Origin of the sequence: Xanthobacter sediminis (assembly GCF_043195015.1) — a bacterium.
Classification (GTDB): Bacteria; Pseudomonadota; Alphaproteobacteria; order Rhizobiales; family Xanthobacteraceae; genus Xanthobacter.
This window is the reverse complement of record NZ_JBAFWH010000001.1, coordinates 74,261-93,698: the sequence shown is the minus strand read 5'-3', so window position 1 is coordinate 93,698 and position 19,438 is coordinate 74,261. Positions and strand designations below refer to the sequence as shown.

The window sequence follows — 19,438 nt, the reverse complement described above, 5'->3', positions numbered from 1 at the left end:
TGGGCGATGGGAGCCTCGGGGGGAGTGTCCCGCAGGCTGTCGGACCACCCGCGAGCCCATGAGGCGGAGGTCGTCATGCACACGGGTATCGGGAAACATCAGGGGAACATGTGTTTGATGCTGATTGATGATCTCCCCTTGCGGTGAGCCAGCATCAGGAGACTTCTGGAAGACTGGGCTGCGGAGGACGAGCTGCAGCTGGAGACCATCGAGCCCGACAGCGTCGGCGCCGACCTCTCCGACACGGACGTGCAGCTCATCGTCTTCAACATCGGCGGCGCCTCCCTCGCGGCCCCGGCGCTCAAGGCGCGGGTCGACACCCTCCGCCAGGTGCTGCCGCAGGTGCCCCTCGTGGTCATCTGCGACAATGACGACGTGAACGAGGTGGTGGACGTGCTCAAGGCGGGCGCCAGCGGCTTCATCTGCGCCCGCATCGCCCCGCCGGTGGTGTTCCAGGCGCTCCGCTTCATCATGGGCGGCGGCGTCTACTTCCCCGCCAATGCACTGCTGCGGGCCAACGACATCGATCGCGGCGAGGACTGGTCCCGCGCCCGTGGCCCGCGCGATCCCAATTACTGCGCCAACCTCACCGCGCGGCAGAATTCGGTGCTGCGCCTGCTCCAGAAGGGCTATTCCAACAAGCACATCGCACGGGAGCTCTCCATGTGCGAGTCCACGGTGAAGGTCCATGTCCGCCAGATCATGCGGAAGCTCGGGGCCTCCAACCGCACCCAGGCCGCCCTCTGCGGCATCGAGCAGAGCAGCACCGGCGAGGCCCAGACCGACACCCGCCTCGCCGCGGAGGCCGCCCACTCCCCCCTCCTTCTCTAGGCGCCGCTCGGGCGCCACGGGTCCGAACCACCCTTGGGCGAAGCAGATGCCGGCACGCGCGGGGGCGTGCGGGGCCCGCGAAAGCTCAACGACACCTTCCGGAACCTCCACGAGCCGGCACACCCGGCACGCGCACAGGCCACTCCCGAGCGCCACGGCCGACGCCCCGCCCCACCGCAAATGCGGTGCCCTCCCCAGATCATCGGCCATCCGCCACCCACTGCCGTGCCGTCGGGATGTTGACGCGCGGCGCCGTACAGTCGCACGCCCGCTGTGCCCGGCCCCGCGGGCGTGCGTAAGCCCGGCAAGGCCACTGATAGTATAATTCGCGAATGGCTCGACCTTCCTACGCGTAAAGGTGAGTCATTCGTCAGGCCAAATTGTTGATTAGGCAGACCCTGAATATCATTCCAATAACTCTCTTCGGCCCTTGAGAGGAACTCTCGAAGAACATCGCGCCCCGCGCGATGTCGGGGCTGCGGCGAGGAGGATCCAATGCTCAGGTGCCGCCTTGTCCATTCTCGTCCCAGCGGAGCCCAGATCGGTCCTCGTGGCAGACGCCCTCTGCCTCAGACGCGAGGGGACATTGCGTCTCCTGCGCGAATGGGCGGATGCGCGCGGGGTGACGCTTCACCCCTTCGATCCCGCCGCGACGGGGGACCACGACATGAGCGCCGGAGCCGGCCAGCGGTGGGCCCTGGGCATTCTCAACCTGGGCGGCCTGGCGATGGATGAGCGCACCGCGACGCGCTGGATCAACAGCCTCCTCTCCCGTTTTCCCGACACGCCGCTGGTGGTGCTGTCTGACCGGGACGACGACGGGGAGGCCGTGCGCGCCCTGCGGATGGGCGCGCGGGGCTTCATCCACACGGGTACCGCGCCCGAGGTGGCCATGAACGCCCTGTCCTTCATCATGGGGGGCGGCACTTTCTTCCCGCCGGGTGCGCTCATCGCGCAGTCCCGCCGCACCGGCATCTCGGGGCGGCTGTTCGGTCGGCGGCGGCCGCGCACGAAGGGTTCGGTCGAGAGCCTCGCCCTCCCCGGCACCCGCTGCGCGGCGGCGCCGGGCCCGCACCACGGGGGTGCCGCACCGCGGCAGCTTCAGCGCCGCAAGGTTTGACACCCGCCTTCCTTACCGCTATGTGCCCGCCATCGGGGAGTAGCCACCGCCCTTGAGCGGGGTCGCGTCAACACACTCGCACCGGTGCTGAATGGAAGCACCGGAGCGTGGCGCGTCCAGCCGAAATCCCTCGGCCCGGCAAGACCGTCGTGAACCGCGCATCCTCCCGGACGGGGTGTGTCGGCACGCGGTCAAGAACGTCCGCCGGATCTCGATTCATGTCTCCTTTCGCTATTGCCGCGCTTGCCTTCAGCATGTCCGTGGATGCCTTCGTCGTCTCGGTGGGCCGCGGCGCCGCCCTCGGCCGCCCGCGCTATTCGGAGGCGCTGCGCACCGGCGCCGTGTTCGGCTTCGTGGAGGCGCTGACGCCGCTTCTCGGCTGGGCCGCCGGCGTCGCCGCCAGCCGCTATGTGGAAGCGGTGGACCATTGGATTGCCTTCGGCCTGCTGGGCGCCGTGGGCCTGCACATGATGTGGGCGGCGCTGCGCCGCTCGGATGAGGCGGAGCCGCCCAGGGCCTCCCTGCCGGTGCTCATCGCCACGGCTGTTGGCACCAGCCTCGACGCCATGGCGGTGGGCGTCTCGCTCGCCTTCTTCGATGTGAACATCCTGGTCATCGCCCTCGCCATCGGGCTCGCCACCTTCCTCATGTCCTCGGGCGGCATGCTGATGGGCCGGCTCATCAGCGAGCGATGGGGCCGCATCGCCGAAGTGCTGGCCGGCGTCACGCTGATCGGTATCGGCGCCTCGATCCTCGTCCGCCACCTGCAGGGCTGAGGCCTCGTCAAAGCGTCCAGCGCGCCGGCATCCGTCGGTGCACGCGCTTTATTAGATCAATTCCAATTTTCTGATTAGACAATTTCCAATATTGCGGTGTTGAGCGGCCCATTGGGCCGAAAACACTTCGCGTGACCTATGTCAAAGTCTATGTTCTACCATCATGGCTAGGATGGTAGTAACGCCGTATGGAAGCCGGCATGTCCCGGCACCCAGGCGAACGTTCGACGGAGACACGGGTCGATGGCGCATGCGAAAGTGCCGGGCGTGACGGCGGCTGATGCCCCCGCACGGCAATGTGGACAGGACGCGGCTGACATAGCCGCCCAGGCGCGCGGTGCGGGCGGGACTGCTGCATGATCCCGGATCTTTCGCCCTTCCTGCACCTGCGCCGGTTCGTTTCCATCGCTCACCACGTGCCCGGCCGTATCCGGCTGAAGCTGGACCTCGCGGCCCTCATGCACCTGCCGAAGGTGGACCCCACTCCGTTCGTCGATCTCGTGGGCCGCATCCGCGGCGTGACGTCCACGCGGACGAATGCCGCCGCCCTCACGGTCGTGGTGGAGTACGACCCCCATCTCATCCCCGCCGCGCTCTGGCCGCGGCTGCTGGTGGCCGATGCCGCCGAGGTCGAGCGCGTGCTCGCCGCACACGTGCGGTGACGCTGCAGCCGGCGAGAACCCAACGTTTTCCGCAATCTTGATCCGAGGAAGAACCGATGTCGAAGAAGTCCCAACAGTGGCCTGGTTCGCAATCCGGTCCGACCCAGGGCGGCCCGCAGCCCGGCGGCCAGTGGTCTTCCTATGCCGGCTGGAACGCCGGCCCGGCGGGCGGCGCACAGGGCGGCTATGGACCCCAGGGGTCCTACGGCGCGCAAGGTTACGGGCAGCAGGGCTACGGACAGCAGGCGGGCTATGGTCCCCAGGCCGGGTTCGGCCCGCAGCCGGGATATGGGCCGCAGGGGCCCCAGCCCGGTGGCCCCCAGCAGGGTGGGCCGCGCATCGACGCCCTGGACGTGCTCGAAGGCGTGCTGAAAGACGGCTTCAGCCTTTCCAACCTCACCCGCATCGCGCGGGCGAGCGGCTCCAACTTCTGGATCGGCACGGCCATCGGCGCCGGCGTGGTGGTTCTTCTGAACCGCCCGGACGTGCGGGCCGTCTTCTCCTCCGTCTTCAGCAAGGCCGGCGCGAGCGATACGCCGCCGAAGCCCTGACCGGGCGCCGCGCCTTCCCACCGAAAACAGAATCCAGGAGCTGAACCATGTCCGACGAGAACGGCACCAGCCAGGGCGTGCACTATCACTACCACTTCTACGGCTACGGCCCGGAAGCGGCCGGGGGCTACGCCCCACAGGGCGCCCCCGAGGCGGCGCCCGCGCCGCAGGGCGGCGCACAGGCGGGCGGCTACGGCGCGAGTGCCCAGCAGGGCCCGGCCGGCGCCTTCCCGCCCGGCTTCCCCCCGCCCGGCTTCCCGTTCGGCCCCGGTGCGGCGCCCGGCGCCGCGGGCCCCCAGGGCGCCCAGGCCCAGCAGGGCTCCGGCCTCAACTGGCACCAGCACCCGGCCGCGGATTCCCTCATCAAGGGCCTCGCGGTGGGCGCCGGCGCGGCCTACCTGCTCACCAACGAGACCGCCCAGCGCACCATCCTGCGCACTGCGGTGCAGATCTGGAGCTTCCTCCAGGGCGGCGTCGAGGAACTGAAGGAGCGCCTGCACGACGCGGAGGCCGAGGTGGCCGCCGCCGCGGCGCCCGCGCCGGTGGAGCCCGAGGCCGAGGCCCCCCTCGCGCCCTTCACTGGTAGCTGAGGAGGTTTTGTGAGCGTCCGCATCGTTCACGAGGTGCCGGGCCGGCTGCGCCTGCGGCTCGGCTCCGACCCCGACACCCTGGCGCGCGCGGCCACCGCCGTGCGCGATGTGCGCGGCGTCTCCGCGGTGCGCATGAATCCCGGCTGCCGTGCGCTGGTGGTCGGCTACGACGGCGGCGAGGATGTCCGCGCGCACATCCTCGCCCGTGCGGCCAACCCGCCCGCGAGCGCCCCGCCCATGGTGCAGGCGGAGGGCTCCGACGCCGCGCCGCTGGTGCTCTCGGCGGCAACGCTGGCGGCGGCCCGCCTGCTGCCGCGGCCGGCGGCGGCGGCGCTCACCTTTGCCAACATCGCTCCCACCCTCGCCCGGGGCATCACCGCCGCCATCCAGCACGGGCTGAAGGTGGAGGTGCTCGACGCCATCGCCATGGGCCTGCCCGCGGCGCGCGGCGAATACACCACCGCCAACTTCACCCGCCTGCTGGTGGAGCTGGCGGAATACATCGAATCCACCACCATCGAGCGCTCCGACGAGCTCCTGCGCTCCCTGCTCCACCGCGCGCCCGAGGACGTGTGGGTGGAGACCGCCGCGGGCGAGATGGTGCAGGTGCCCTTCAACAGCCTCAAGGGCGGCGAACACGTGGTGGTGGGCATCGGCGAGACCATTCCGGTGGATGGCACCGTGGTGGGCGGCGACGCCTATGTGGACCAGTCGGCAGTGACCGGCGAGAGCCTGCCCATCCCCCGCGCGCCGGGCGGCACCGCGCTCGCGGGCGGCATCATCACCGAGGGCCGCCTCGTCATCCGCGCCGAGCGGGTGGGCGAGGCCACCACCACGGGGCGCATCGCCCGCTACATCCAGGACGCCCTGGAGCGGCCGGCGGAGATCGAATGCGTCTCCGACGCGCTGGCCGACAAGCGGGTGGGCATCACGCTCGGCTCGGCGGCGGGCGTGTTCGCGCTGACACGGGACTGGCGGCGCATGGAATCCGTCTTCATGGTGGACTATTCCTGCACCGTGAAACTCGGCACCCCCATCGCGCTCAAGACCGCCATGTTCCAGGCCGCCAAGCAGGGCTGCCTTGTCAAGAGCGGGCAGGCCATAGAGCTTCTGGCCGACGTGGACACCGTCGTCTTCGACAAGACCGGCACCCTCACCCACAACACGCTCCAGGTGACGGACGTGTGCCCCCTCAATCCCCATGTGGACGAGGAAGACGCGCTGGCGCTGGTGGCGTCGCTCGGCGAGCACACCAACCACCCCATCGCCCGCGCGGTGGTGAAGTTGGCCCGCCAGCGCCGCCTCGCCCACGTGCCGCACGAGGAGGTGAACTTCATCGTCGGCCACGGGGTGGAGGCGGAGGTGGGCGACGACATCATCCGCTTCGGCAGCCGCCACTACCTGGAGGATGACGAGAACATCTCCTTCGCCCGGCAGCGGGCGCAGGTGGCGGCCTTCCAGGCGGAGGGCAAGTCGCTGCTCTACGCGGCGCGCAACCACAAGCCGCTCGCCATGTTCGCCCTGCGCGACCGGCTGCGGGAGGAGACGCCGGCCACCCTCGCGCGGCTGCGCGCGCTCGGCGTCAAGCGCATCGTGATGATCACCGGCGACGACCGCGTGAAGGCGCTCGCCCTCGGGGAGGCGCTGGGGCTCGACGAGGTGTTCTACGAGAAGCAGCCGGAGGACAAGGCCCGCATCATCGCGGACCTGAAGGCCGCCGGCGCCAAGGTGGCGTTCGTGGGCGACGGGGTGAATGACGGCCCGGCGCTGATGACCGCCCATGTGGGCATCGCCATGCCGCGGGCGGCGGACATCGCCCGCGCCACCGCCGATATCGTGCTCACCGACGACCGGCTCGATTCGCTCGCCGCCATGGTGGACATCTCGCAGTCCACCATGCGGCTCATCCGCTCCAACTTCAACGTGGCGGTGGGGGCGAACTCGGCCATCCTGGCGGGTGCGGTGCTGGGCTATCTCTCGCCCATCGCCACGGCGGCGCTGCACAATGGCACCACCATCGCCGTGCTCATTCGCTCGCTGCTCGCGGGCCGCGGCCGGCACGGCCACGCCTGAACCGGCTCCATAAACACGAAAAAGGCCCCCGAGCAGACGCCCGGGGGCCTTTTTGCTGTCCGGCGCCGCCTCAGCCCTTCGCGGGCCGCAGGCGGAAGGCGAAATAGCCGAAGATGCCGGGGTTCTCGTTCCAGGCATTGAGCGCCACCGCGAGCGAGGCGACCGCCCAGAACACAAGATATTCGATGCCGTGCCCGCCCCAGAACCAGCCGAGGCCGTAGATGGCGATGATGGCATAGGCGGCGACCGCCATCATCCCCGCTGAAACCACACCCAGATACTTGGTGCCAATGCCCAGCGTGAGGCCGATGCCGCAGATCAACTCCATCGTGATGGACATCACCACAAAAAGCTCCGGTGGATAAAATCCGGCGCGTGTGAAGAAACCGACCGAGGCCGTAAAGCCGATGATCTTGGAGATGGAGTGTGGGAAGTAGAAGACGCCGCAAAGAATGCGCGTCACAACCATAGGGTTGGTCAGATCAAACCGTGAGTTGATTTGGGACATGGCAGCACCTTTCCCGATACGCACGCTCGGTGGCTTTCAAACATCTGAAAGCCGCCTTTATGACCATATGGTCATTCCGGGCACCAGGGTAGGCATTGATTTCGGACAAGGCCGCTGACTTTCTCTGTCCGCGGCCCCGCTCCCATCCGCGCGCCGGACGGGCAGGGCCCGGGAGACCCCAGCCCGAAGCGCGCGGTGCGGTCAGGCGGTGGCGCCTTCCTGCAGCAGCTTCCAGATGATGGAATCGAGCAAAGCCTCGAACGAGGCGTCGATGATGTTGGGGGAGACGCCCACCGTGGTCCAGCGCTCGCCTTTCTCGTCCGCGCACTCCACCAGCACGCGGGTGACCGCCTCGGTACCGCCGTTCAGCACGCGCACCCGGTAGTCGGTGAGGTGAAGGCCGGCGATCAGCGGCTGGTACTTGCCGAGATCCTTGCGCAGGGCGACATCCAGCGCGTTCACCGGGCCGTTGCCCTCGGCGGCGGAGATGAGCACTTCTTCGCCCACGTGCACCTTAACGATCGCCTCGGCCACGGTAGAAAGCTCGCCCCTGGCGTTGTAGCGGCGCTCCACGTTCACGCTGAAGCGCTCCACCGTGAAGAAATCCGGCACCGAGCCAAGCGCGCGGCGCGCCAGCAGCGCGAAGGAGGCGTCCGCCGCCTCGTAGGAATAGCCCAGCGCCTCGCGGGTCTTCACCTCGTCCAGCAGGCGGGAGAGGCGCGGGTCCGCCTTGTCCACGGAAACCCCGAGCCGCTCCAGCTCGGCGATGACATTGGACTTGCCCGCCTGGTCAGACACCAGCAGCTTGCGCCGGTTGCCCACCGCCTCGGGCGGGACGTGCTCGTAGGTGGCCGGGTCCTTCAGGATGGCGGAGGCGTGGATGCCGGCCTTGGTGGCGAACGCGCTCTCGCCCACATAGGGCGCGTGGCGGTTCGGGGCCCGGTTCAGCATCTCGTCCAGGGCGCGGGAGACGGAGGAAATATCGGCGAGGCCCTGCGGCGACACGCCGATCTCGAACCGCTCCGCATAGTCCGGCTTCAGGAGCAGGGTCGGGATGATGGAGCAGAGGTTGGCGTTGCCGCAGCGCTCGCCCAGGCCGTTGAGCGTGCCCTGCACCTGCCGCACGCCGGCCCGCACCGCCGCCAGCGAGTTCGCCACCGCCTGCTCGGTGTCGTTGTGGGCGTGGATGCCCAGGTGATCGCCCGGCACCACCTTCACCACCTCGCGGACAATGGCCTCCACCTCGTGGGGCAGCGTGCCGCCGTTGGTGTCGCACAGCACCACCCAGCGCGCGCCGGCCTCGAAAGCCGCGCGGGCGCAGGCGAGGGCGAAGGCGGGGTCCTCCTTGTAGCCGTCGAAGAAGTGCTCGCAATCCACCAGCGCCTCGCGCCCGGCGCCGACCGCCGCCGCGACGCTCTCGCGGATGGAAGCGAGGTTCTCCTCCGGAGTGGTGCCCAGCGCCACCCGCACCTGATAGGCGGAGGACTTGGCGACGAAGCATATGGCATCCGCGCACGCCTCCAGCAGCGCGGCGATACCGGGATCGTTGGAGGCGGAGCGGCCCGGCCGCTTGGTCATGCCGAAGGCGGTGATGCGGGCCTTCGCCGGGTGTTCCTGCGAGAACAGCTGGGTATCGGTGGGGTTGGCGCCGGGGTAGCCGGCCTCCACATAGTCCACGCCCAGCCGGTCGAGGAGCCCGAGCACCTTCAGCTTGTCGGCGACGGTGAAATCCACCCCGTTGGTCTGCGCGCCGTCGCGGAGGGTGGTGTCGAAGAGGTAGAGGCGCTCACGGGTCATTGCAGCCGGCCTCCCTCGCCGAGCACTTTGCGCAGGGTGGTGTTGCTCAGCCATTCGCCGCCGAGCGACACGGTGTTGCGGCGCTCGGGCTGGTAGCCGCGATGCTGGAAGAAGCCGAGCGCGGTGTCGCTGGCGTCCACCGTCACCGCCTTGGCGCCGCGGCCGCGGGCCAGCGTTTCGACGGCCGCGCACAGAGCGGCGGCGACCCCGCTTTCCACCGCCTCTGGATGCACATAAAGCAGGTCGATATGGCTGTCGTCCTTCAGCCCCACGAAGCCCACCGGCGCGCCACCGCGCAGCGCCACCAGGGTCAGCAGCGCGCCGAGCCGGGCCGCGAACGCCTCCTCGTCATCGGCGGCGGCGGCCCAGGCCTCCTGCTGGTCGGTGTCGTAGTCCTCGCCGGTCAGCTCCGCGATGGAGGACCGGAACAAGGCCGCCAAAGCGGGAGCATCGGCCGGCAGGAAGGGACGCAGGGAGACGCGCGCGCTCATCGCGCCACCTCCCAGCTCGTGGTGCCGTCCTTGTTGTCCATGAGCACGATGCCCTTCGCCGCCAGTTCCTCGCGGATCTGGTCGGCGCGCTTGAAGTCCCTGGCCTTGCGGGCGGCGAGGCGCTCCGCGATGAGGCCGGAGACCACCCCCTCGTCGAGGGTGATGGACGCCTTGGCGCGCGCGCGCCACCCGCTTTCGGCCTCGCCGAGGAGGCCGAGCAGGTTGGCCGCGCCCTTGAAGCGCCGGCGCAGGGCGGAGGAAGCCTCCTCGTGGTCCGCCACTTCCGCCAGATGGTGCAGGTGGGCGATGGCGGAGGGCGTGTTGAGGTCATCGGCCAGCCGCTCGGCGATCTCGTGCTCGAAGGGGTTGCCTTCGCCGCCCTCGGCCTCCACCTCGCCGATGACGCGGTACCATTTGTCGAGCGTCTTGGCGGCGAAGCCCAGGCCCTGGCGGGTCCAGTTGATGGGCTGGCGATAGTGGGTGGAGAGCATGGCGAGGCGCAGCACCTCCCCCGGCCACTCCTCCAGCAGCTCGCGGATGGTGACGAAGTTGCCGAGCGACTTCGACATCTTCTCGCCTTCCAGCATCAGGAAGCCGTTGTGGAGCCACATCTGGGCCATCACGCCGGTGTGGAAGGCGCAGCGCGACTGGGCGATCTCGTTCTCATGGTGGGGGAACACCAGGTCGATGCCGCCGCCATGGATGTCGAAGGTCTCGCCCAGGTGCTTCCAGCTCATGGCCGAGCACTCGATGTGCCAGCCCGGACGGCCGGGGGTCTTGATGCCGCACGGCGATTCCCACCCCGGCACCCCGGCGTCGGAGGGCTTCCACAGCACGAAGTCCATGGCGTCGCGCTTGTAGGGGGCGACATCCACCCGCGCGCCGGCGATCATCTCGTCGAGCGGGCGGCGGGAGAGCTCGCCGTAGTCGGGCATGGAGGGCACGTTGAACAGCACGTGCTCCTGCGCCACGTAGGCGTGGCCCGAGGCCACGAGGCGCTCGATGAGCGCGCGCATCTCCGTGATGTGCTCGGTGGCGCGGGGCTCCACGGTGGGCCGCAGGCATCCGAGGGCCGCCGTATCCTCCCGGAACCAGCGGTAGGTCTCCTCCGTCAGCTCGCGGATGGAGATGCCGCGGTCGGCCGCGCGCGCGTTGATCTTGTCGTCCACGTCGGTGATGTTGCGCACATACTTCACGTGCTCCACCCCGTAGAGGCGGCGCAGCAGGCGGAACAGCACATCGAACACGATCACCGGCCGTGCGTTGCCGATGTGGGCGTGGTCGTAGACCGTGGGGCCGCACACATACATGCGCACGTTCTGGGGATCGAGGGGACGCAAGCCGTCCTTCGACCGGGTCAGGGTGTTGTGAAGCCGCAGCTCCATGGATCGCTCCGCTTCCCTCGTAGAGCGCGCAGGACCGCGCGCATGTCCCGTGGAACGCGCACGGAAGTGCGCGCATGACCGTGAAGCGCACGCACAAGGTGCGCGCATGCCGGTCCGCCAGCCGGGGCGTCCAGGTCCTTAAGGGCTTTAAGGGTGCAGCAAGGGACGGCCGCGGCGAGCTTCTCGGGCTAACCGCAAATAATCGGCAGGCAGGTGCCGAAGATGGAAAAAGGGCCGTTCATGGCGCGGGACAATGGTTCGCCGGCAGGCATCCGTCAAGGATTTTCGCGCGGCCGAATGCCGTGTGGAAGACACCCGGCCCTGCCGAAAGCGGGAGGCTGCGGCGCGGATGGCGCGGGTTGACCCGCCGCGGGCGGCGCGGCTATGCCACCGCCCGTTCACGTCGCCGTATCCTGCCCCGCCGCCGCCCCCGCGCATGTGCCGCGCCGCCGGCATCGGGCACGGCGCCAACCGGAAGCAAAGCTCCTGTCCATGCCGATTTTCCGTGCGCTGGCCGTGGCCGGCGCCGCCCTTCTGTCCACCGCCGCGCTCGCCTCCGGCGACACGCGCATCTTCGTTATCGACGCATCCGACAGCTACGGCGTGGATGGCTGCCTCGCCTCCGGCGCGCCCTGCGGCGAGCAGGTGGCGACCGCCTGGTGCCGCTCCCACAACTATTCCCGCGCGCTGGATTTCGGCCGCGTGGAGAACGAGCCGAAGGTCTCCACCGCCGGCGGGGCGCGGACGGCCTGCTCCAGCCCCCTGTGCGAAAGCGCGGTGGCCATCACCTGTACGCGCTGACAGGGCCGGCGCGCCGCCTTACTTGAGGTAATCGGCGCAGCGCGGCACCTCGCCATTGCCACCCCAGGGCATGATGGGCACGGTGGAAGTGGAGTTCTTCGGGCTGCCGTCGATCAGCTTGTCTGAATAGACGAGGTAGACCAGAACATTGCGCTTGGTATCGCAGCCGCGCACGATCTGCATCTTCTTGAAGAAGAGCGAGCGGCCCTCGCGGAACACCACATCGCCCTGCTCGAACTTGCCCTTGAACGAGATGGGCCCCACCTGCCGGCAGGCCAGGGAGATGTCGGAGACCTGTTCGGCCACGCCCAGCATGCCGGAGACGCCGCCCTTCTCCGGAGTGGTGTAATGGCAGGCGACGCCCCCCACCAGCGGGTCGTCGATGCCGTAGACCGCGAGCTTGTCGTCGGGGGTCAGGAATTTCCACACCGTGGACTTCTTGAAGATGAGGTCCGGCTCCTGCGCCGCCGCCGCGCCGGACGAAAGCGCAAGGCCCACCAGAGCCGCCATCGCCGCGCGCCGCATGAAAGTCGCCTTTGCCATCATAAAGCCCCCTCGGGAACGGATGCCCCCCATATGGGGCGCCGCGCCCGCGAGCGGAAGCGGCGCATTCCAATTGACGCCGGGCGCCGCCCGTGACACCCCTGCGTTCCCCGCCACCGCAGGACCCACCGGGAACACCGGGCCGCACCGCCGGCCCGAGGGCCGGCGCCGGCTTCGCACTCACGGCGAAACGGCGCCCGAAGGCCGAAGGAGATCGTTGATGGACATCAAGCGCCGCCAATTCATGGGCGCCTCGGCCGCCGTGGCGGCCGGCACCGCGGTCGCCGCGCCGGCCCTGGCCCAGAGCGCGCCCGAAGTGAAATGGCGCCTGACCTCCTCCTTCCCGCGCTCGCTCGACACCATCTACGGCACCGCCCAGATCCTCGCGCAGTACGTGGCCGAGGCCACCGACGGCAAGTTCCAGATCCAGACCTTCCCCGCCGGCGAGATCGTGCCCGGCATGCAGGCGCTCGATGCCGCCTCCACCGGTTCGGTGGACTGCGCCCACACGGCAACCTATTTCTACACCGGCAAGAACACCGCCCTCGCCTTCGGCACCGGCGTGCCGTTCGGCTTCAATTCGCGCCAGCAGCATTCCTGGTGGCACTTCGGCGGCGGCGCCGAATTCACCAACCGCATCCTGGCGGATTACAACGTCACCGCCTTCGCGGCCGGCAATTCCGGCTGCCAGATGGGCGGCTTCTTCCGCAAGGAGCTGACCTCCCTCGACGACCTGAAGGGCCTCAAGTTCCGCATCGGCGGACTGGGCGGGCAGGTGCTGGCGAAGCTGGGCGTGGTGCCGCAGCAGATCGCCCCCGGCGACGTCTACCCGGCGCTAGAGCGCGGCTCCATCGACGCCACCGAGTTCGTCGGCCCCTATGACGACGAGAAGCTCGGCCTCGTGAAGGTGGCGAAATATTACTACTACCCCGGCTGGTGGGAGGGGGGCGCCATGCTCCACCTCATCGTCAACAACCAGCGCTGGGCGGCCCTGCCGAAGCACTACCAGTCGATCGTGAAGCTCGCCTGCGAGGCGGCCAACGCCTGGATGCTCGCGAAATACGACTACGTGAACCCGCCCGCCCTGCGCCGGCTGGTGCAGCAGGGCGCGGAGCTGCGCCCGTTCCCACCCGCCATCATGGAAGCCGGGCACAAGGCGGCGCTGGAGCTCTACAAGGAGCTCGCCGCCACCAACCCCGCCTTCAAGGAAGGGCTCGATTCGATGAATGCCGTGCGCACCGACCAGCTGGTGTGGTGGCAGATCGCCGAATATGCCTTCGACAGCTTCAACATCCGCAACCGCGGCAAGAGCTGAGGCAGGCGGCACGCTCAAACCCGCGTGATCGCGCCGGCAATGACGCAAGGCCCGGCAACGCCCGGCGGGCCGCATCCCTTGCGTCACCGCCGAGCGGGATTCCACACTTTGGTCACCATTTGAAAGCCCCGCCGGGCTATAGACGACCAACCGGCGCTTGCCTGCGGCTTCGACTGACCTTGAGAAGGCTGAGGATGGGATTTTCGCGACGCTTCGGCACCCTCGCCCGCGGGCTCCTGGTGGCGGCGGCCCTGCCGGCCGGCGCGGCGGGTGCGCTCGCCCAGCAGAACTCCACCTGCGCCCAGCTCGAAGCCTCCCTCGGCTCCCTGGACCGGGGCTCGGATTCCTGGGCCTCCCGCCAGGCGCAGGCTGCGAAGCTGAAGGGTGACCTCGACCGCTATTCCGCCCAGGCCCGCACCATGGGCTGCGACGCGCCACGCGGCTTCCTCATCTTCCAGAATCCCTCGCGCCCGCCCCAGTGCGACCAGATCGACGACCAGATCTCGCGCCTGCGCTCCTCCATCGCCGGGCTGGAGCGTGGCGGCGGATCCGACCAGGTGGGCCAGCGCCGGGCGCTCATCCTCGCGCTGGCGCAGAACAATTGCGGCGCCCAGTACACGGCCGCGGTACGTGCCACCAACGCGCCGGCCCAGCCGCAGCGTCCGCGCAACTTCCTCGAATCCATCTTCGGCGGGCCGGTTCAGAGCGACACCGAGGAGGCGGCGCCCGACGTGGACGTGAACGCGGTGGCGCCGAGCAAGCCCTCGGGCGGCGGCTCGCGTACCGTGTGCGTGCGCATGTGCGACGGCTATTACTTCCCGCTGTCGCGCTCGTCCAACTCCAGTCGCCTCGTGAGCGAGGACCAGCTCTGCAAGAAGCTGTGCCCCAACACGGACGCCCAGCTGTTCACCATGTCGGGCGAGGACATCCGCAACGCCTACAGCGTCTCCGGCCAGTCCTACATGTCCACGCCCAATGCGCTGCGCTACCGCAAGGAGTTCGTCTCCTCCTGCACCTGCCGCGCGGCGGGGCAGTCGTGGGCGCAGGCGCTCGCCGGCGTCGAGGACGAGACCACCCTGCAGAAGGGCGACATCCTCGTGACCGAGGAGCAGGCGCGCGAGATGTCCCAGCCGAAGCCGGCCGATGCCGCCGGAGCCAAGGGCAAGGGCGCCAGTGCCGCGGCGCCCGCGGGCAGCCCGGCCGCCAACCTCTCGGCACCCCTGGCACCGGCTTCGGAGCAGCCGGGCCAGCGCACGGTGCGCATCATCCCCCTGCCCCGCTCGCAGAACGCGCCGCAGCAGCAGTGACGCGGCGCGGCCTTGGCCGCGCCCCTCTCATCCCACCTCGCCAAGCAGGCGCGATGCGACGCGCGCCCGGCCCATCAGCGGCAGCAGGCTCGCCAGCTCAGGCCCCGTCTCGCGGCCCGTAAGCGCCCGGCGGACGGGATGGAACAGCGCCTTGCCCGCGCGGCCGCTCGCGACCTTAACCGCCTTGATCCAGTCGCCATAGGTGGCGGCATCCCACGGCTCCACCGGCAGCAGCGCTGCAGCCTCCGCGAGGAAGGCACGGTCCGCCTCTGCCACGTCGCCCTGCCGCGGCTGCGTGCACGCCGCCCACCAGGCGGAGGCATCGGCAAAGGTGGCGAGATTGCCCCGCACCGCGAGCCAGAACGGCTCGCCGCCGACGACGCCCGCCGCCGACAGCCGCGCCGCCACCGCCGCGAACGGCAGCCCATGGAGGGTGCGGGCAGTGAGCCCCGTTACCTCCTTCGGATCGAACCGCGCCGGCGCGCGCGAGATGTGGGCGAGGTCCACCAGCGCGGCGAGGGCATCGAGGCTTTCCACCGCCTGCAGCGGATGGGCGGTGCCCACCAAAACGGCGGCGGCGGCCACCGCCAGCGGCTCCTCGCCCGCCTCCCGCAGCTCACTCAGGGAGAGGTGGCCGAGCCGCTTGGAAAGGCCCTCTCCGCTCGGCAGGGTCAGCAGGTTGTGGTGGGCGAAGCGCGGTGGAGCGCCGCCCAGCGCCTCCATGATCTCGATCTGCACCGCCGTGTTGGTCACGTGGTCCTCGCCGCGCACCACCTGCGTCACCCCCAGAGCGAGGTCGTCCACCACCGAGGGCAGGGTGTAGAGGAAAGAGCCGTCGGCCCGCACCAGAACCGGATCGGAAAGGCTCTGCGTGTCCACCTGCTGCGGCCCGCGCACGCCGTCGTCCCAGGCCACGACGCGATGGTCGAGGCGGAAGCGCCAGTGGGGCCGCCGGCCCTCCGCTTCAAGCGCCGCGCGCTGGCCATCGGTGAGGGCGAGCGCCGTGCGATCGTAGACCGGCGGCAGGCCGCGCGCGCGCTGCATGCGGCGCTTCAGTTCCAGCTCCTCCTCGGTCTCGTAGGCGGGATAGAGGCGGCCGGACTCTCGCAGCCGGTCGGCCGCATCCGCGTAGAGCGCGAGGCGCTCCGACTGGCGGTAGACCGCATCGGGGGCGATGCCGAGCCAGGCGAGATCCGCCGCAATGGCCTCCGCATATTCCAGGCGCGAGCGGGCGGTGTCCGTATCGTCGAAGCGCAGAATGAAGGTGCCGCCGCCACGCCGCGCCAGCAGGGCGTTGAGCAGGGCGGTGCGGGCGTTGCCCACGTGCAAAAGCCCCGTGGGCGAGGGCGCGAAGCGCAGCACCGGCCGGGCGGGCGTGGCGGAAGAGGGCGAGGCCGCCTCGGAAGCGGCGCGGTCTGAAGGGGCGGGTTCGGACATGGCAGGGGCATAGACCGCCGCGCGCGGCGCGTCGATGGCCCCCTCGCGATTTCAACGGGCGCGCGGCGCCACCGAAAGGCTGGAAGAGAAAAGAGCCGGGCGGATGGCTCCGCCCGGCCCGTTCCGGAGATCAGCGCGGCTGTTGCGGCGGCGGGCAGTTGGGGCCGTTGCATTGCTGCGGCGGCTTCCTGCCCTGGGGCTGCCCCTGGGGCTGGCCTTGCGGCTGCCCCTGCTGCGGAGGCTGGCGCTGCTGCTGCATGCGCATCATCTCCTGCTGGCGGTTCTGCTGCATCTGCTGAAGGCGTTGCTGCTCCTGCATCTGGCGTTGCTGAAGCTGCTGCTGCCTCTGCTGCTGCCCCTGCATCAGGTCCTGCTGGCGCTGCTGCTGCATCTGCTGGAGCCGCTGCTGATCCTGCATCTGGTGTTGCTGGAGCTGCTGCTGTCTCTGCTGCTGCGCCCTTTGAAGATCCTGCTGGCGCTGCTGCTGTTGCATCTGCATCTGCTGCTGGGGTGAGATGCCGGTGGGCCCGCCGGGGCGCGCCGGAGCGCCGGACCCACCGGGCGGCACTGCCCGGTTGGGCGCCCCCGGAGGCGGCGCCGCCCGATTGGGGGCGCCGGGAGGCGGAGCCCCAGGCGCGGCCGGTGTCACCGCCCGCAGCGGCGCGCCAGCAGGCGGCGCGGCGGGCGTCACGGAGCGCAGAGGCGCGCCGGCGGGTACGCCCGGCGCCATCGCGGGCGCACCGGGAGGCGGCACCGGGCGCGCAGCCGGAGCGGTGCCGCCGGGCATGCCGGGCGGGATGACCGGCGGCCCGAGCGGCGCCGGCCGCGCTGGCGCGCCGGGCACCACAGCATTGCCTGCCGGACCAAGCCCAGAAGGCACTGCCGCCGGGCCGGGGGGCAGCGGTCGCCCCGGCCCGCCGGGACCACCATCGCCGCCAGGACCCACCGGCCCACCCGGAGGCATCACATGGCCGGGCCCAACCGGCCGGCCGGGGCCATCTGGTCCACCCTGCCAGCCGGGACCACCCGGTCCGCCGGGGCCCACGAAGCCCGGCCCGGGGGCGGGCTGCGGCGGGGCCGGCGGACGATGCCAGCCGCCGGGCGGCGGCGGGGGGGGCATGTTCGGCGGTGGCGCGTAATCGCTGCGCCACCAGCCGGGCACGCGCGGCCCGGGCGGGGGCGGGCGCCAGCCCGGACGGGGCGGCGGCGCGTAGCCGATCCAGCGGCCACGGTCGGCGTACCACGGCTGGTTCACATACCACGGGCGATTGACGTAATAGCGGTTCCAGTAGTCGGACGCCGCGAAGGCGACCACCGGAATGCCGATAGCGGCGAGCCCAAGATCGGGCACCACCTCGACCCGGCGCTGGGGCGTCTCATATCCGAGATATTCGCTGTAGACCCAGCCGCGATAGCCGTCCCAGGTGACGTCGCACCAAGACTCGTCCTGCAGGCAGCCGTCGATGTCGAGCGGCGAGCCCTCGGGGATGATGCCCAGCGAGGGAAATTGCGTATCGGGCCCGGTGCGGATGTTCACATTCGCGGTGGAGAAACCCGGCGCCTGCGCGTGCGCCGCCCCGCCGATGCCCGCCACCGCCAGGCCGGCTGCAAGGCCGGCCAGTCTCAGCATCTTCATGGACCACTCCCTTTCGACTCAGGCGAGTCGAGCGGGCAATCTAAACGGCCCCGCGTGGCGTTTCATGTGCGAAGGCAAGGCCATTCACGAGCGAGAGCACGGCCGAAATGCGTCACGATATGGTGAAGGGAATGATGTCGCGCACGTTCTCGTCGATGCGGATGTCCCGGTCGAGCGGAGGGAAGGCGCGCAGCTCGCAATCCGGTCGCGGGCAGATGCGGCAGGAGACGCCGAGCCGCGCCACGGGCGCGGCCTTCAGGTCCAGCCCGTCGGCATAGACCATGTCGTGGGCGAAAGAGACCTCGCAGCCGAGCCCGAGCGCGAACGCCCGCACCGGCCCGCCATGGCGCAGGGGCGGCGCCATGACCGCGCGGGCGAGGCAGATGTAGCGCACGCCGTCCGGCATCTCGCCCAGCTGCACGAGGGTGCGACCCGGCAACTCGAACGCCTCGTGGACGTTCCAGGCCGCGCAGGCGCCGCCGTGGCGGGCGAACTGGAAGCGGGCGGCCGAGTGGCGCTTGGTGATGTTGCCCGCCCGATCCACCTTGGAAAAATAGAAGGGCACGCCCTTTGCGCCCGGCCGCTGCAGCGTTGAGAGGCGGTGGCACACCTGCTCCAGGCTCGCCCCCGTCTCCAGCACCATCCGGTCGAGATCGTGCCGGAGCGTGCGGGCGAGATCGAGGAAGCGGCGGTAGGGCAGCATCACCGCGCCGGCGAAATAGTTGAACAGCGCGAGCCGGCAGATCTCCGCCGCCGTCTGGCTGCGGAAGCGGGCGGAGGCCACCGTCTCGGCCACCAGATCCGCATGCTCCAGCTGGGCGATGGTGGCCGCCATGCGGAACGCGCGCGTCGGCGCCGAGAGGACGCCCGAGAGGGTGAGCCGGCGCAGGCGCGGATCGAACTGGGAGAGCGGCGCGGCGGGATCGGCGTGGCCCACCTCCACTGTCACCCCGTGGCGATGGGCGAGATGCCCCGCGAACGCGCTCGCCGGGTCCGCCCGGTCGAGGATGCCGAGGGCGAGGGCGGTGGTCTCAGCGGCCCTGTCCAGGCTGTCCACGTAATTGTCGATGTAATGGAAGAAGTCGCGCACCTCCTCGTAGGGGATGAGCTTGGCCTCGTCGGCGCGGGGCGGCACGCCGGCGGCGAGCATGTCGTCGAGGGAAGCGCGCCATTCCGCCGTGCGCCGCAGCGCCACATGCATGCGCAGGAAGGCATGGGCGAAGGCGGGGGAGAGATTGGCCACCGCCTTCACATCCTGCAGGCCCAGGCCGAGATCGGAGAACAGGGGATCGGCGGTCACCTCCCGCAGGTCGGCCACCAGGCGATCGAGATCCTCCGCTCCGAAGCTGGTGATATCCACGGCGAAGGTGCGGGAAATGGCGATGAGCACGGAGGCGGTGAGCGGCCGCTGGTTGCTCTCGATCTGGTTCACATAAGAAGGCGAGACGCCGAGCCGCTGCGCGAGCTCGCCCTGCTTGAGGCCGAGCTTCTCGCGCAGGCGCCGCACCGCATGGCCTGCATAGACCTTCTGACGCAACCCATTCTCCCCGGCCCGACCTTCGACACATCCGATTTGTGAAGGTTTCACAAATTACAACACAAAACTTTTACACAT

Annotated in this window: 18 protein-coding genes; 10 read left to right on the top strand and 8 right to left on the bottom strand. The window is 70.0% G+C overall.

What is annotated here, in order from left to right:
* The first annotated feature begins 249 nt into the window (after nucleotides 1-249).
* The 7 genes from V5F61_RS00410 (at nucleotide 250) to V5F61_RS00380 (ending at nucleotide 6,603) form a co-directional block, all read left to right on the top strand.
* Nucleotides 250-831 carry a response regulator transcription factor gene (locus tag V5F61_RS00410; RefSeq protein ID WP_393986898.1) on the top strand — a complete coding sequence of 194 codons (582 nt, stop codon included), beginning with the start codon at nucleotides 250-252 and terminating at the stop codon, nucleotides 829-831.
* Between the two features lie 586 nt (nucleotides 832-1,417).
* The gene (locus V5F61_RS00405) at nucleotides 1,418-1,951 is read left to right on the top strand and encodes a response regulator (protein WP_393986897.1); all 534 of its coding nucleotides are present in this window, start codon (nucleotides 1,418-1,420) and stop codon (nucleotides 1,949-1,951) included.
* 218 nt (nucleotides 1,952-2,169) lie between these two features.
* Nucleotides 2,170-2,727 (top strand): manganese efflux pump MntP, encoded by a 558-nt coding sequence (locus tag V5F61_RS00400; protein WP_393986896.1) that lies wholly within the window; start codon nucleotides 2,170-2,172, stop codon nucleotides 2,725-2,727.
* Between the two features lie 356 nt (nucleotides 2,728-3,083).
* Entirely contained in the window at nucleotides 3,084-3,389 is a 306-nt protein-coding gene (locus V5F61_RS00395) for a hypothetical protein (protein WP_393986895.1), read from the top strand.
* A 56-nt stretch (nucleotides 3,390-3,445) separates the two neighbouring features.
* Nucleotides 3,446-3,940, top strand: a complete 495-nt coding sequence (locus V5F61_RS00390) for a hypothetical protein (protein WP_393986894.1) — start codon at nucleotides 3,446-3,448, stop codon at nucleotides 3,938-3,940.
* A 47-nt stretch (nucleotides 3,941-3,987) separates the two neighbouring features.
* Entirely contained in the window at nucleotides 3,988-4,530 is a 543-nt protein-coding gene (locus V5F61_RS00385; protein WP_393986893.1) for a hypothetical protein, read from the top strand.
* A 9-nt stretch (nucleotides 4,531-4,539) separates the two neighbouring features.
* Entirely contained in the window at nucleotides 4,540-6,603 is a 2,064-nt protein-coding gene (locus V5F61_RS00380) for a heavy metal translocating P-type ATPase (protein ID WP_393986892.1), read from the top strand.
* Nucleotides 6,604-6,673: 70 nt separating this feature from the next.
* On the opposite strand, the gene V5F61_RS00375 is transcribed toward V5F61_RS00380, so the two are convergent.
* The 4 genes from V5F61_RS00375 to cysS all read right to left on the bottom strand — a co-directional run bounded on the left by V5F61_RS00375 (nucleotide 6,674) and on the right by cysS (nucleotide 10,784).
* Nucleotides 6,674-7,111, bottom strand: coding sequence for a DoxX family protein (locus V5F61_RS00375; RefSeq protein WP_393986891.1), 438 nt, complete (start codon nucleotides 7,109-7,111; stop codon nucleotides 6,674-6,676).
* A 201-nt stretch (nucleotides 7,112-7,312) separates the two neighbouring features.
* Nucleotides 7,313-8,908: a citramalate synthase gene (gene cimA, locus V5F61_RS00370; RefSeq protein WP_393986890.1), complete on the bottom strand. Its 1,596-nt coding sequence runs from the start codon at nucleotides 8,906-8,908 to the stop codon at nucleotides 7,313-7,315.
* Nucleotides 8,905-9,399, bottom strand: coding sequence for a GNAT family N-acetyltransferase (locus tag V5F61_RS00365; protein ID WP_393986889.1), 495 nt, complete (start codon nucleotides 9,397-9,399; stop codon nucleotides 8,905-8,907). Before V5F61_RS00365 ends, cimA begins: the two co-directional genes overlap by 4 nt.
* The gene (gene cysS, locus V5F61_RS00360; RefSeq protein ID WP_393986888.1) at nucleotides 9,396-10,784 is read right to left on the bottom strand and encodes a cysteine--tRNA ligase; all 1,389 of its coding nucleotides are present in this window, start codon (nucleotides 10,782-10,784) and stop codon (nucleotides 9,396-9,398) included. Before cysS ends, V5F61_RS00365 begins: the two co-directional genes overlap by 4 nt.
* 492 nt (nucleotides 10,785-11,276) lie before the next feature.
* On the opposite strand from cysS, the gene V5F61_RS00355 reads away from it, so the two are divergent.
* Complete coding sequence (locus V5F61_RS00355; RefSeq protein ID WP_393986887.1) at nucleotides 11,277-11,585, top strand: hypothetical protein; 309 nt, start codon at nucleotides 11,277-11,279, stop codon at nucleotides 11,583-11,585.
* A gap of 18 nt (nucleotides 11,586-11,603) precedes the next feature.
* On the opposite strand, the gene V5F61_RS00350 is transcribed toward V5F61_RS00355, so the two are convergent.
* Nucleotides 11,604-12,110, bottom strand: coding sequence for a CreA family protein (locus V5F61_RS00350; RefSeq protein WP_393986886.1), 507 nt, complete (start codon nucleotides 12,108-12,110; stop codon nucleotides 11,604-11,606).
* A 244-nt stretch (nucleotides 12,111-12,354) separates the two neighbouring features.
* Here V5F61_RS00350 and V5F61_RS00345 point away from each other — a divergent pair, with 244 nt between their 5' ends.
* The gene (locus V5F61_RS00345) at nucleotides 12,355-13,443 is read left to right on the top strand and encodes a TRAP transporter substrate-binding protein (RefSeq protein WP_393987121.1); all 1,089 of its coding nucleotides are present in this window, start codon (nucleotides 12,355-12,357) and stop codon (nucleotides 13,441-13,443) included.
* Between the two features lie 194 nt (nucleotides 13,444-13,637).
* Nucleotides 13,638-14,750, top strand: a complete 1,113-nt coding sequence (locus V5F61_RS00340; RefSeq protein WP_393986885.1) for a DUF2865 domain-containing protein — start codon at nucleotides 13,638-13,640, stop codon at nucleotides 14,748-14,750.
* A 27-nt stretch (nucleotides 14,751-14,777) separates the two neighbouring features.
* On the opposite strand, the gene V5F61_RS00335 is transcribed toward V5F61_RS00340, so the two are convergent.
* The 3 genes from V5F61_RS00335 to V5F61_RS00325 form a co-directional block, all read right to left on the bottom strand.
* Nucleotides 14,778-16,187 (bottom strand): glutamate--tRNA ligase, encoded by a 1,410-nt coding sequence (locus V5F61_RS00335; protein WP_393986884.1) that lies wholly within the window; start codon nucleotides 16,185-16,187, stop codon nucleotides 14,778-14,780.
* Nucleotides 16,188-16,317: 130 nt separating this feature from the next.
* Nucleotides 16,318-17,823: an SH3 domain-containing protein gene (locus V5F61_RS00330; protein WP_393986883.1), complete on the bottom strand. Its 1,506-nt coding sequence runs from the start codon at nucleotides 17,821-17,823 to the stop codon at nucleotides 16,318-16,320.
* A 112-nt stretch (nucleotides 17,824-17,935) separates the two neighbouring features.
* On the bottom strand, nucleotides 17,936-19,360 hold the full coding sequence (locus tag V5F61_RS00325) for a short-chain fatty acyl-CoA regulator family protein (protein ID WP_393986882.1): 1,425 nt from the start codon (nucleotides 19,358-19,360) through the stop codon (nucleotides 17,936-17,938).
* Nucleotides 19,361-19,438 lie beyond the last annotated feature (78 nt).